The sequence below is a fragment of the Frederiksenia canicola genome, assembly GCF_011455495.1.
In the GTDB taxonomy this organism is placed as follows: Bacteria; Pseudomonadota; Gammaproteobacteria; order Enterobacterales; family Pasteurellaceae; genus Frederiksenia; species Frederiksenia canicola.
Genome location: NZ_CP015029.1, coordinates 1922026 through 1935879, shown reverse-complemented (window position 1 = coordinate 1935879; position 13854 = coordinate 1922026). Strand labels below are relative to the sequence as shown.

Genomic DNA, 13854 nt, shown 5'->3' with positions numbered 1-13854 from the left:
TCCTACGGATTTTTTGCAAATTGTGGTAGGATCCACCGCTTTTTGATTTTCTTGTTTTTATTATGAAATTTATTATTAAACTTTTCCCTGAAATTATGATTAAAAGCGACTCGGTTAGAAAACGCTTTATCAAAATTTTAACCTCGAACATTCGTAACGTGCTGTTGCGTGAAACGGAAAACGTAGCGGTAATTCGCAATTGGGACTTTATTGAAGTGCGTGCCAAAGTGGAGGAAGAAGCGCCGTTAGTGTTGGATTTATTGCAACGCACACCCGGTATTCACCATATTTTACAGGTGGAAGAAACCCCGTTTAAAACGATGCACGATATTTTTGAACAAACCTATACGGCAGTAAAAGACGAGCTAGAAGGCAAAACGTTCTGTGTGCGAGTTCGCCGTAAAGGCAAGCACGAATTTCGTTCATTAGACGTGGAGCGTTATGTTGGTGGTGGCTTAAATCAACGGATTGAATCGGCAAAAGTGCAACTTACCAATCCGGATGTGACGGTGCGAATTGATATTGAACACGACAAAATGTTGCTGATTAAGGCTCGTCACGCCGGGCTTGGTGGCTATCCGATTGGTACGCAAGAAGATGTGTTATCGCTGATTTCGGGTGGCTTTGATTCGGGTGTATCAAGCTATATGTTGATCCGCCGTGGTTCACGGGTACATTACTGCTTTTTCAATTTGGGCGGTGCAGCCCACGAAATCGGCGTGAAACAGATGGCATACCACATTTGGAGCCGTTACAGCAGTTCACATAAAGTACGTTTTGTGGCGATCAATTTTGAAAATGTGGTCGGCGAAATTTTAGAAAACATCGATAACGGGCAAATGGGTGTGGTGCTAAAACGGATGATGGTGCGTGCCGCAAGCAAAATTGCCGAGCGTTTCGACATTCAAGCGATTGTCACCGGTGAAGCACTCGGGCAAGTCTCTAGCCAAACGCTGACGAATTTGCGTTTGATTGATAAAGCCTCGGATACTTTAGTGTTGCGTCCACTCATCACCCACGACAAAGAGCAGATTATTGCGATGGCGAAGCAAATCGGCACTGACGATATCGCTAAATCGATGCCTGAATTTTGTGGTGTGATTTCAAAAAATCCAACAGTGAAAGCGATTGAAAGTAAAATCATCGAAGAAGAAGGCAACTTTAACTTTGATGTGCTTGAACAAGCGGTCCGTTCTGCTCAGTTTTTAGACATTCGACAGATTGCCGAACAGACCGAAAAAGAAGTGATTTCTGTGGAAACGACGTCTGAATTGGGTGAAAACGATGTGATTTTGGATATTCGCAGCCCCGAAGAAACAGAAGAATTACCGTTCAAACTGGAGGGGGTGGAAATCAAGGAACTGCCGTTCTACAAACTTTCCCACTATTTCAGTGAATTAGATCAATCGAAAAACTATTTGCTCTACTGCCAACGTGGCGTGATGAGTAAACTGCAAGCCTTATATCTCAAAGAGAATGGCTTTAGCAATGTGAAAGTATTTCGTTTATAAAACAAAGGGTTCGCTTAGGCGAACCCTTTTGCAAAAAAATGAGTGGAACTGACCACTTGTTATTTCAGTTATTTTTCTTTCCAATAGCCGAGCCATTCTTTTAAGGCGTGCATATTACTATGCAAGGCTCCTGATTGTGGAATGAAATACATCACGTTCAAGACGTAATTCGCTGGCGTGATGCCTGCTCCTACGCTCGCAGGCAAAACCTCAAACCCTTCCCGTTCAAAGAGCAATTTTGCTCGCATCATATGCCACTGATTGGTGACTAACACAATTTTTTTAATCCCTTCTTTGGCTAAAATCTCTTTACTAAAGACAGCATTTTCTCGAGTGGTTCTCGCCTGTTGTTCAAGCCATTGTGTAGGCACGTTGAAAAAGATCTCTAGTTCTCTCCCCATCACTGCCGCTTCTGATGTGCCATTCGGGCTGCTTCCCGTAATTAATAAAGGCAAACCGGTTTCTTTCTGCAAATAGGCTGCGTAGCGAACGCGTTCAAACGCAATTTGATTGGTGGCGAGTTTGGCGTACAACTCTTTGTTATCTCGTAAGCCACCGCCAAGCAACACGATAGCTTGGGCAGAGCGGTAATCTTCAAGGGTTAAATTATCTTCTGTGACCAGTGAGTCGTGCAGTTTTTGTGAAGTGTAGGGAATGCTGAACATATACAAAATGCCAATGCCTAACAGTGAGGTGAAAAGGCTCAAGGTTTTCCATTTCAATTTGGCGAAAAGCAAAGAAAGTAGCCATAAAATCAGAACATTAAATGGCGGTAAAATAACTGCCGTGATAATTTTGGTGAGTTCAAACATAGGATTGTGTCAAGCTAAGTAAAATGTGGTTATTATTCCTAATTGGTTGGTGCTTGTCTATTGTTTAACATCTCTGTTGAAATTAGAATGGCAGGCAATTTCATTACCACAAGCGGTCAGATTTATGAAAAAAATTGCAATTATTCCTGCTCGTGCAGGCTCGAAGGGGATCAAAGACAAAAATCTCCAACTCGTTGGTGGAATCTCGCTAGTCGGGAGAGCGGTTTTAGCGGCGAAAGAGTCGGCAATGTTCGATGAAATTGTGGCGACATCAGATGGCGAAAAAATTTTAGCAGAGGCCGAAAGATATGGTGCGAAGGCGTTACATCGCCCTGTGGAATTGGCACAAAGCGATACTAAAACCATTGATGCCGTGTTGCATTGCTTACAAACGCTAGGAATTACTGAAGGTGTTGCTGCGTTATTTCAACCAACTAGCCCGCTACGCAACGCATTAGATGTGCGTAATGCGATGGAGCTTTATTTATCGGGTAATTGCAAGTCAGTCGTATCGGCTTGTGAATGTGAGCATCACCCATTCAAGTCCTTTTCTTTAGATGGAGATAAGGTGGTGCCTGTGCGTGAATTATGCGACTTTGAAGCCCCACGCCAACAATTGCCGAAAATGTATCGTGCCAACGGTGCAATTTATATCAATGATATTGCCAGTTTATTAGCAGAAAAGAATTTCTTTATTCCGCAAGTGAAATTTTATTTAATGCCAACCTATCGCTCAGTCGATATTGATGCCACTCACGACTTACAACTTGCCGAAAGTTTGATTGAGAAAGAAATTTAATGAAAGCAGTAAAAGATAGCGTTATTTATTTGCTTGGGGAGTTATTTTCCCGAGCAATGCCTTTTTTATTATTGCCCTATTTATCTCGTAAATTAGGCGTAGAAGGCTTTGGTGAGCTTTCTTATTATCAAACCTTTACGGTTTTATTTTTTATTGTTGTCAGTTTAAGCCAAGAAGGTGCGGTCACCCGCTATTTTTATTTTTATGGTAAACGCTCGTTAAATTTGGTTGTATCTTCGGGATATGCATATACTTTATTGAGTGGTGGCTTAATTCTGATTGGGTGTTGGATCGCTCAATCAGAAGTATTAGTTTATGTGGCATTAACGGCTATCTTTCAATCCTTTTTTAGTGTGCAATTGGGTATTAGGCAGTGCCAAAAACAGGCTATTCCTTATACCATTATTCAATTTATTTCGAGTATTTCAGCAGTTATTTATACGATTGTTTTATTAGAGCTATTTGAGCAAAATTTGGTTGAGAAACGTATTATTGCTATTTTATTGGGATATATTACGGTATTTCTTATTTCCTATTTTTTATATAGCAGACAAACTAAATTAAAACGGTATTCTCTTAAAAAATATAAAATTGCCTTAGCTTATTTGTTTGTATTTGGTGTGCCATTGATTTTGCATAACGTAAGCCTATTTTTAAAAGGGCAGCTCGATCGTATTTTTATTTTCCATCAATATAGCCAAACAGAGTTGGGTTTATATGCAATGGGTGCTCAAGTGGCAGCCATTTTGATGGTAGTATTACAAGCAATCAATAAAGCCTTAGTGCCTTATTTTTTTGAGGGATTAAAACAAAACAGAATTGGTATTCAACAGGTGCATAAATGGGCATTGATCTCGCTTGTTGTTGTGCCATTACCTGCACTATTGATGTGGATCATTCCTGAAAGTTTAGTCGTGTGGTTGTTAGGGAGTCAATTTGTAGGTACAAAATATTATATTATCTGCTTTTTATTAGCAGTAGCGTTAATTATTCCTTATTTTATTTTGGTTAATTATCTGTTCTATCATGGGAAAAATAAGCTCATTTCCATTTGCTCAATTTTATCGACTTTAATTTATCTAGGGAGTTTAATTGGATTTACATTAATCCGTATTGAATATGTGCCATTTGCTAGTATTTTAGGTGCGGTTGCAATTATTCCTATCTTATTTTCGATGACGAAAAACGTTGCTTAACAGTTTGAGAGTTCATAATGAATCTAATTATTTGTTATACCCCTTTGCAAGTTTTAATTGCAGAAAAAATTATAGAAAAATACTCGCAAGAGTCTTTTTATGGAGTAATGATCTATTCTGTGGATAATCCAAAATTTCAATTTTATGCAAAGCGTTTAGCAAAGAAATGTGATGTTTTTTTCAGTTTGCATCAACATATTGATCGTTTTAATCTCTTAAAAGAAATTTTTCAAATTAAATGCCAATTTAAAAATAAACAGTTTGATAAAACTTTTGTGGCAAGCATCAACGATATCCAAATTCAATTTTTGCTAAGTAGTGTTGAATTTAATTCACTATATACCTTTGATGATGGTACTGCAAATATTGTGAATACCAGTGTTTATTATAATGATGAACCCAATACCTTTATCCGCAAAGCGATTAATAGACTGTTAAATAATAAATATAGCATTGCAAAACTCAAGATTTTGTCGCATAAACATTATACTATCTATCCTGATTTTCCTAATATTATTGCTAATGCGGAATATATTGATCTATTTAACTTACCTAGCTCATCTGAAATAGATGAGAGTAATGTTGTCAATATTTTATTAGGGCAGCCCGTGTATTTCGATAATCAAGCCAATATTGCATTGGCAGATCGGGTGATTAAGCGGTTTAATATTGACTATTATTTACCGCACCCACGTGAGCAATATAAATTAAATAATGTAAGATATATTGAAACTCCGCTGATTTTTGAAGATTATATGGCTCAATATTTTTCCAACCAGAAATGCCGAGTTTATACTTATTTTAGTAGTGCGGTACTTAATATTAAAAGTCCTAATATCGAAACGATTGGCTTAAGAATTGAAATAGATAATCCAGCTTTTATTAGCTGTTATGATTTATTAGAACAGGCAGATATTCCTGTTATTGATATTCGAGAAGAAAATGAAGAAATACTTAATATCACTAGATAAAGATGAATATCGTCGAGAACGCTTTTTTACTCAGCCAAACACTCAAGATTTCAAGGTGTTTTCTGCCATTAATACGATGAATAGTGAGCTTTCGGAATTATCAGAAAAATTTGATATAAACCAGTTTGAACAACTCTATCATCGTCATGTAACTAAAGGGGAAATTGGTTGTACATTAAGTCATTTATCAGTTTATCAGCAGATTATTGATGATGAAGATATTGCAGAACAAGATTATGTATTAATTTGTGAAGATGATGCCCAGTTTAACCAAGCGTTTCAGCAAAATTTGGATAAGCTATTAAATCAAAATCCTAATGCGGATATTTTATTAGTTGGGCAATCTAAAATTGCGGGATTTAATGATATTGAATTAGAAATTAATTATCCAACCACGTTTAACTTTTTACTTCAACGGTCTGAAGATTGTCGATTTGCTATTTGTTATCCTTATAAAAACTATTTTGCGGGTACCGTAGCTTATCTTATTAAAAAATCAGCCGCAAGACTGATTTTAGAAAAAGTAAAACAGCATAATAAGGCTTATTGGTTAGCCGATGATTTTATTTTATTAGGTGATCAATTTCATCTTGATATTCAAATTGTTCGTCCGCTCATGGTTATTGAAAATCCTTCATTAAATAGTAATTTACAATCTGTTCGTGGTTCCGAAGCAAATAATCTATTGAAAAAAATGCTTAAATATCCACTAAAAAAAATATTAGCAGTAAAGCGTAATTTAGGAAGATTATAATGTCTGTGATATTCAATCTATTTTACATTTATGATCCTTGGTTATTCCATTTCTTGCGAATGGCATTTGTGTCAGGCATTATTGCTATGTTGATGTTAGGCTATCAGTGGTATCAAAAGAAATTAACAAAAGGCATTACTATTCCAGTAGATAGCTTATGGGTTGTCTCTGGGTTTATGTTATTGAGTACAATTCCTGCGTTAATATATGGTACAAAAGATTTTTCAGTACTTATTATGTATTGTAAAAGTCTGATTTTATTTTTATTTGGTATTGCCATTTATAATTTATTTTATCTTAATCAACCACAAAGGTTGGTTAACGACTTTAAAATCGGTATTAGTGTTCAAGCAATTGTTGGCTTATTCGCGTTAGTGGGTGTATCTTCTATGATTGATTTTGCCCTTTCAACTCATGTTGTATTACCTAAATTTTATGGTTCAGAACAGGAATATCGTTTATATAATTTTACTTCATCGGGATTTTTCCAGTTAAGCATTTTCTATTTGATGCTATTGCATTTTCTATTAGCTTATAATGCAAAGCATAATACCATTCATTCTGTGTTTCTATTTTTAATGTTGTGTATTGGGATAGTTTCTGGAAGAACCTTTTTAATGTTATCGGTAATTAGTATCGTACTTTATTTTAAGTGGCGATATATTCCTACATTAATTTTGTTTACTGCAACTTGTCTATTTTTAGCCTTTAATTATGCGGATAATAAATATGTTGAACACGCTTTAGAACCATTAATTAATTTAATTCACGGTACAGGAAGAATTAGTTCTTCAACAGATACCTTAATGCAAAAGCATCTCTTTATCCCTGAATTAAAACAGATTTTAATTGGTGATGGCTACTATTATTCACCAAAAGGCGGGTATTATGGTGGCACAGATTCTGGCTTCTTACGCCAAATCTTATATGGCGGTGTTAGTTATATGTTACTTTGCTTTGCCTTTACTGCTTTTTTTGTCGTGAAAATAGCAAAAAATTGGTTTGATGGTAGCTGGAAATTTATTTTATCTACTTTAGCAATATTAACTATTTTAAATGTGAAAGCCGATACTTACGCCTATCCAGGTATTATGATGATTTTACTGATGTTTTTATCTCTATTTGGATATTCAGGTAAAAATATAGTGCTATTTAAACAAAAGAGTACAACTAATGTTTAGTATTATTGTTCCTTCTTATAATCGTAAGGAAGAAATTCCCTATTTATTAGCTAGTTTAGAGTCACAAACCATTTATAATTTTGAAGTGATTATTGTTGATGATTCTTCTGAAGATCTTGTTGAAATTCAAAAACGCTATCCATTTCCAGTGAATTTGATTCGTAATCAACAAAATCAAGGGGCAGCAGAAAGTCGGAATATTGGAGTAAAACACTCACAATATGATTGGCTACTTTTTTTAGATGATGATGATCGTTTTTTACCTGAAAAATGTGAGCTATTAGCGAATGTAATTGAACAAAATCCACAGGTGAATTTCATCTATCATCCTGCGGAATGTATTATGGTTAATGAAGGATTTTCTTATTTTACTCATCCTTATTCGAATGTTCAGGAACTGACTTTAGATAATATTTTAAAGGCAAATAAAATTGGTGGGATGCCAATGATAGCAGTGAAAAAAGATCTTTATCTTAAAGTTAATGGATTATCAAGCGATTTACATTCATTAGAAGATTATGAATTTGTATTAAAAGTCGTTTCAGATGAAAGCTTCCGACCGTTTTATTTGGAGAATGCATTAAGTCAGTGTACGTTTCATACAAAACGATCGAGCGTATCCACTCATCATCAACATACTGAAAAAGCAATTGAATATATTGCGAATAAATATGTAAAAACGCCACAGCAAAAAAGTAATTTTGCATTTAATACTCAGTATATGCTGGCGTATCCTTATATTATGAATTTATCACGCAAAGCGGCTAAATATTATTTTGAGTTATTTAAGCAAAGTAAAAGTATGAAATATTTAATGATTACAATGATTACGCTAATTTCACCTAAATTAGCCATCAATATAAAAAGGTTTATTTAATGCAATTTTCCGTGCTAATGTCCTTATATGTTAAGGAAAATCCGCAATTTTTACGGGATGCCTTGCAGAGTTTAGCGGACCAAACTCGCCCCGCCGATGAAATTGTATTGGTTTTTGATGGCAAAATTACCCCTGAATTAGAGCAAGAAGTGCAAAATTTTACCGGAATCTTACCGCTTGTGATTGTTCGGTTAGAGCAAAATCAAGGCTTAGGCAAGGCGTTAAATTACGGTTTAACGCAATGTTCGTACGAATGGGTTTTCAGAATGGATACCGATGATATTTGCGTGTCAGAGCGGTTTGAAAAGCAGGTTGATTTCATTGAGAAAAATCCTGATACCGTCATCTTTGGTGGACAGATTGCTGAATTTGGTTCAAATATCAACGACATCGTGAGTTATCGCCGAGTGCCGACGAGTAACGATGAAATCCGTCAATTCACCCAACAACGCTGTCCGTTCAATCATATGACCGTGGCGTACCAGAAGTCTGCAGTGCTAGAGGTCGGTGGTTATGAAGATTTGCAGGAAGATTATTATTTGTGGATCAAATTAGTTGCACTGGGCAAAAAAGTGGCAAATTTGTCAGAAGTATTAGTTTACGCCCGCGTGGGCAATGGAATGGTTGGTCGCCGCCGTGGTTTGCCGCAAGCCAAAGCGGAATGGCGATTATTTAAATTGAAATATCGATTGGGTTTGCAAGGCTTGGCAAGTGGGCTAGTCACCTTTTTAATACGAGCCTTGCCTCGTTTATTGCCCGTTTCTGCATTGCGTTTTGTATATAAATTTACTCGAAAATAGTATGAAAGCGATTTATTTAGCCTCAAATAGTCCACGCCGTTGGGAATTATTGCAATCTCTTGATTTACAGCTGCATCGTATTACGGGAGAAGTTGATGAAACCCCATTGCCGAATGAGAAGGCGAAAGCTTACTGTTTACGTATTGCCTTAGCGAAAAATCAGGCGGCACAAGCGGTCAGTTTAGCGGAAAAGTTTGCAAATCTGCCGATTTTGACAGCAGACACTACCGTTTCGATTGATGGCAAGATTTTAGGCAAGCCGAAAGATAAAGCCGAGGCAATTGCCATGCTGCAACAGCTTTCAGGGCGTACACACCAAGTGTTTACCGCTATTTGTGTGAGCCATAACGGTGAACAATTTGAATGCGTACAAACCAGCGAGGTGACTTTTAAAACCTTGAGCGAAGCAGAAATTTTGGCGTATGTCGACACTGGCGAGCCGATGGATAAGGCGGGGGCTTATGGCATTCAAGGTGTGGGTGGGATTTTTATTTCCCATCTTGAAGGCAGTTTTACTGGTGTGATGGGCTTACCGTTGTTTGAAACCGCAGAATTATTACGACAATGTGGCGTAGAAATTCTCAATTAACTAAATTGTAAGCCGAAACGCTCTAACTCTAACCAAATCTCATCACTAAACTCTTGTTTTACTTGCTTTTCTAGCTGAGCAAGTGTTTGGATCAAGCTGTACAACTTGGTATAAGTAAAGCGATTAACTGCACTTTGATAAAATGGTCGGCGATTCTGCCACACTTTCAAACGGTCAAATTCCGCCCGCAAATTACCGTTATATAACGGCTGAAAGCCCTTTATCGCCTGTGGCGAGCGGGTGATTTCAAGCAAAATCATTAGCTCTTTTTGGATCACTCGCAGTAACACCACGGTCTGGACTTCTTCATTTTTGAGATGATGCAAAATGCGAGTAGCACGTCCGATTTTGCCGTCAAGCAAAGCATCAATCCATTGAAATGGTGTGAATTGTGCAGACTGTTCAATGATCTCTTGGGCTTTGCCCAAGCTAATTTTTCCTGAAGGGGTTTGTAATTGCAGTAGCTGCAATGCCTGTTTCAACGCAAGCAGATTGCCTTCATAGCTGTAACATAGCAACTTCATCGCTTCAGGCTCAAGGGTTAAATTCATTGCTTTGGCTCGATGTTGTAACCAAACTGGTAACTTCGACACATCAGGTGTCTGGCAGTTAATCAGTATGCTTTGAGTAGCGATTTGACTAAACCAGCCTTGTTTTTCCATAGGCTTGGTGAGTTTTGGCAGATGCAAAATAAACAGTAAGTCAGGATTCGACAACGCAAGTAACTCAGCAAGCTGCTTTTGCTGAGTGGTAGTGATGTTATCGGGAAGGGTGAGAACGAGAATTTGGCGGCTCGCAAAAAGGCCGTAAGATTGGGCTTGGTCGAACAGTTTTTCCCAAGCCGTATCGTTATTGATCGTAAATTCGTTTTTTTCTTCAAAGCCTTGCTGACGAGCGGATTGAACGATTTTGTCCTTGCTTTCCCCCACCAACAATAAATCTTGTCCTACAAGCAAATAGAATGGTTGTAAACCTTTGCTCAGGTTGGCATCGACGGCTTCCGAAAAAATCCGTTGCAACATTGTTATTTCACTTTTGAAAGTTCGCTATGCAATCCAGCGATTTTGATCAGTAACTGACGAGAAGCTTGCTCATACATTTGACGTATAATGCTCTCTTTTTCTTCTGATTTCGCCAAGGCAGCACGGGAATCGTCAAAGAAAGTGCGATGTACCGACACTTCAAGTGGATAGCTTGCTTTTTCAGGCACAGAAACCGTGGCTTTTACCGTTAGGCTAAGAATTTTTTCCGCTTCACGTGCTTGTTTAAACACCGATGCCACACGGGAGGTCGTTTCCGTTGAATTTAAACGCAACGTGGCGGTGCGGATTTTGCTCTCTGCGGGGACAATCGTAATGTCGTTTAATAACAACTGGTTACGCAAAATGCGAGACATATCACTGTTTTGGTCAGCACTTTCGTAACGTAGAGTACGAAGTTCTTCAGGGAATAATTCGTTGTTTTTAAATTGCCAACCGCAAGCGGTTAACAACAGCACAACAAGAACGGACAGTTTTTTTAACATAGGAAGATCCTTGGTTTTTCTTTTTTGCTATGTAGTAGCTTATCAGCAATACATCATAACAATTGATGGGCTTAAGCCTATCCTACTGCCTTGCCGTAGGCGGGGTAGGAGTCGATTTGCAAAATTTTGTTCAAATCTTACCGCTTGTTGCCCTCTCTGCAAAAATACGGGAGGTATTCCTGCGGCCTCTCTCCCGTAACCGGGAGAGAGCTGAGTCATTACTTCGCCACAAAACTCAACATTTTAAATGGAATATAGATGGTTTTGATGATGTTCAAGCCGTCTAAATGGCGGGTCACGTTTTCATCGGCAAGGGCTGCGGTTTTCACATCGTCTTCGCTTGCATCCGCTGGCACGGTGACTTTGCCACGTACTTTGCCGTTTACTTGTACCACGACTAATTTTTCATCTTCGACCATTGCCGCTTCGTCTGCTTGTACCCAAGGGGCGAAGTCGATGCTGCTGTCGTTGCCGAGCGCTTGCCATAACTCGAAACAGATGTGCGGAGTGATTGGGTAGAGCATTCGTACCACCGCACTTAGGGCTTCAGCCATTACAGCTTTGTCTTGACCGTCCGCAAGTGGGGCTTTGGTCAGTTTGTTCATCAACTCCATAATCGCAGCGATAGCGGTGTTGAAGGTTTGACGGCGACCGATGTCATCGCTCACTTTTGCAATGGTTTTATGCATATCACGGCGAAGGGCTTTTTGAGCTGCCGATAACGCAGTTGGATCGACCGCGGCTTTTGCTGGATCTTTTTGGTATTCAAACACCAAATTCCACAAACGGCCTAAGAAGCGTTTCGCCCCTTCTACGCCTGACTCTTGCCATTCTAGCGTCATTTCCGCAGGGGATGCGAACATCATAAACAAGCGAACGGTATCCGCACCGTATTTTTCCACCATTTCTTGTGGGTCGATACCGTTGTTTTTCGATTTCGACATTTTGGTCATTCCGGTGTGAACAAGTTCACGTCCTTCTTTATCAAAGGCTTTGATGATACGACCTTTTTCATCACGTTCTAAGGTCACTTCCGTTGGGCTGACCCAAATACGCTCGTTGGTTGGGCTTGTATAATAAAACGCATCGGCAAGTACCATGCCTTGACAAAGCAATTTATCGGTTGGTTCATCGCTGTTCACCAAACCGGCATCACGCAATAATTTATGGAAGAAGCGGAAGTAGAGCAAGTGCATCGTAGCGTGTTCGATCCCGCCGATATATTGATCGACTGGTAACCAATAATTTGCTTCTTCACTGTCAAGCATTCCCTCGTGGTATTGCGGGCTGGTGTAGCGAGCGTAGTACCAAGAAGATTCCATAAAAGTGTCGAAAGTATCGGTTTCTTTATATGCGGGTTCGCCGTTAAAGGTTGTTTTTGCCCAGTTTGGATCCGCTTTGATTGGGCTTTGTACGCCGTTCATCACCACATCTTCTGGCAGAATAATGGGTAAATCTTGCATTGGTGCAGGCACAACATCGCCATTTTCAAGGGTGAGCATTGGAATTGGGGCCCCCCAGTAGCGTTGGCGAGAGACGCCCCAATCACGCAAGCGATAATTCACTTGGCGTTTACCGACACCCATTTGGTTGAGTTTATCCGCAATACCGTTAAAAGCACCATCAAAATCTAAGCCATCGAACTCAGCTGAATTAACCGCAATGCCGTGTTCGGTCAATGCCGCTTTTTTGAAATCCCACTCACTGTGATCAAGCGGTCGGATTACTTGCTTAATTGGCAAATCGTATTTTAACGCGAATTCGTGGTCTCGTTCATCGTGAGCTGGCACCGCCATTACCGCCCCTGTGCCGTAGTGCATCAACACAAAGTTCGCTACCCAAACGGGCAATAACTCGTTGGTTAATGGGTGAACGGCATATAAGCCCGTAGGCATACCTTTTTTCTCCATTGTGGCAAGTTCTGCTTCTGCTACTTTGGTATTTTTCGCTTCTTGAATGAATTGAGCCAATTCAGGATTGCCTTGAGCCGCTAAACTCGCAAGTGGGTGAGCGGCAGCCACAGCAATATAACTTACGCCATAAAAGGTGTCTGGACGAGTGGTATAAACCGTCACTTGCTCATTTAATTCATTGATATCAAAGGTAATCTCAACCCCTTCAGAACGGCCTATCCAGTTACGTTGCATGGTTTTTACTTGATCCGGCCAGTTTGGTAGAGTGTCCAAATCGCCTAAAAGCTGCTCTGCGTAATCGGTGATTTTGATGAACCATTGCGGAATTTCACGTTGCTCCACAGGAGTATCACAACGCCAGCAGCAGCCTTCATGGACTTGTTCGTTTGCCAATACCGTTTCATCGTTTGGACACCAGTTCACCGTTGAGGTTTTTCGATAAACCAAGCCTTTTTTATATAACTCGGTGAAGAACCATTGTTCCCATTTGTAGTAATCAGGTTTGCAAGTGGCTATTTCACGATCCCAGTCAAAACCGAAACCGAGCAATTGCAACTGTTTCTTCATATATTCGATGTTTTCGTATGTCCATTTTGCGGGTGCGGTTTTGTTTTTGATCGCCGCCCCTTCCGCGGGCAAGCCGAAGGCATCCCAACCAAACGGTTGCAACACATTTTTACCAAGCATTCGTTGATAACGAGACACAACATCGCCGATGGTGTAGTTACGCACGTGGCCCATATGCAGGCGGCCTGATGGATAGGGGAACATAGATAAACAGTAATATTTCTCTTTGGTTGTGTCTTTAATTGCTTTGAACACCTTATTTTCAGCCCAGTATTGCTGAACTTTAGGCTCAATCGCACTCGGATTATAGTGTTGTTGCATTATTTTTAACCTTAAATTTGTCAGAAAAAATTGCTACA

13 protein-coding genes are annotated in these 13854 nt (G+C 39.3%); 9 read left to right on the top strand and 4 right to left on the bottom strand.

Annotated features, from left to right (window positions below; all coding sequences use genetic code 11):
* Nucleotides 1–62: 62 nt before the first annotated feature.
* Nucleotides 63–1511, top strand: coding sequence for a tRNA uracil 4-sulfurtransferase ThiI (thiI, locus tag A4G17_RS09240; protein ID WP_123955878.1), 1449 nt, complete (start codon nt 63–65; stop codon nt 1509–1511).
* A 68-nt stretch (nt 1512–1579) separates the two neighbouring features.
* Here the strand turns inward: thiI and A4G17_RS09235 are convergent, their stop codons facing one another.
* On the bottom strand, nt 1580–2323 hold the full coding sequence (locus A4G17_RS09235; RefSeq protein WP_123955879.1) for a YdcF family protein: 744 nt from the start codon (nt 2321–2323) through the stop codon (nt 1580–1582).
* A 124-nt stretch (nt 2324–2447) separates the two neighbouring features.
* On the opposite strand from A4G17_RS09235, the gene A4G17_RS09230 reads away from it, so the two are divergent.
* Genes A4G17_RS09230 through A4G17_RS09195 form a run of 8 tightly spaced genes read left to right on the top strand, consistent with a single transcriptional unit; the run spans nt 2448 to nt 9490 of the window.
* Nucleotides 2448–3122: an acylneuraminate cytidylyltransferase family protein gene (locus A4G17_RS09230; protein ID WP_123955880.1), complete on the top strand. Its 675-nt coding sequence runs from the start codon at nt 2448–2450 to the stop codon at nt 3120–3122.
* Nucleotides 3122–4318, top strand: a complete 1197-nt coding sequence (locus A4G17_RS09225; RefSeq protein WP_123955881.1) for an oligosaccharide flippase family protein — start codon at nt 3122–3124, stop codon at nt 4316–4318. Before A4G17_RS09230 ends, A4G17_RS09225 begins: the two co-directional genes overlap by 1 nt.
* 17 nt (nt 4319–4335) lie before the next feature.
* On the top strand, nt 4336–5289 hold the full coding sequence (locus tag A4G17_RS09220; RefSeq protein WP_123955882.1) for a glycosyltransferase family 52: 954 nt from the start codon (nt 4336–4338) through the stop codon (nt 5287–5289).
* A complete protein-coding gene (locus A4G17_RS09215; protein ID WP_123955883.1) occupies nt 5261–6043 on the top strand; it encodes a glycosyltransferase family 25 protein in 783 nt (260 codons plus the stop codon). The genes A4G17_RS09220 and A4G17_RS09215 overlap by 29 nt, the downstream gene beginning before the upstream one ends.
* Nucleotides 6043–7224: a hypothetical protein gene (locus tag A4G17_RS09210; RefSeq protein WP_123955884.1), complete on the top strand. Its 1182-nt coding sequence runs from the start codon at nt 6043–6045 to the stop codon at nt 7222–7224. Before A4G17_RS09215 ends, A4G17_RS09210 begins: the two co-directional genes overlap by 1 nt.
* Nucleotides 7217–8101 (top strand): glycosyltransferase family 2 protein, encoded by an 885-nt coding sequence (locus A4G17_RS09205; RefSeq protein WP_123955885.1) that lies wholly within the window; start codon nt 7217–7219, stop codon nt 8099–8101. The genes A4G17_RS09210 and A4G17_RS09205 overlap by 8 nt, the downstream gene beginning before the upstream one ends.
* The gene (locus tag A4G17_RS09200; protein WP_123955886.1) at nt 8101–8901 is read left to right on the top strand and encodes a glycosyltransferase family 2 protein; all 801 of its coding nucleotides are present in this window, start codon (nt 8101–8103) and stop codon (nt 8899–8901) included. The genes A4G17_RS09205 and A4G17_RS09200 overlap by 1 nt, the downstream gene beginning before the upstream one ends.
* 1 nt (nt 8902) lies before the next feature.
* Nucleotides 8903–9490, top strand: a complete 588-nt coding sequence (locus A4G17_RS09195) for a Maf family protein (RefSeq protein WP_123955887.1) — start codon at nt 8903–8905, stop codon at nt 9488–9490.
* On the opposite strand, the gene holA is transcribed toward A4G17_RS09195, so the two are convergent.
* From holA to leuS, 3 genes are all read right to left on the bottom strand, one after another.
* Nucleotides 9487–10509, bottom strand: coding sequence for a DNA polymerase III subunit delta (holA, locus tag A4G17_RS09190; protein ID WP_123956679.1), 1023 nt, complete (start codon nt 10507–10509; stop codon nt 9487–9489). The two genes, A4G17_RS09195 and holA, sit on opposite strands and share 4 nt — an antisense overlap.
* A gap of 5 nt (nt 10510–10514) precedes the next feature.
* Nucleotides 10515–11015 carry an LPS-assembly lipoprotein LptE gene (locus A4G17_RS09185; protein ID WP_123955888.1) on the bottom strand — a complete coding sequence of 167 codons (501 nt, stop codon included), beginning with the start codon at nt 11013–11015 and terminating at the stop codon, nt 10515–10517.
* A gap of 218 nt (nt 11016–11233) precedes the next feature.
* A complete protein-coding gene (gene leuS, locus A4G17_RS09180; protein WP_123955889.1) occupies nt 11234–13816 on the bottom strand; it encodes a leucine--tRNA ligase in 2583 nt (860 codons plus the stop codon).
* Nucleotides 13817–13854: the final 38 nt, after the last annotated feature.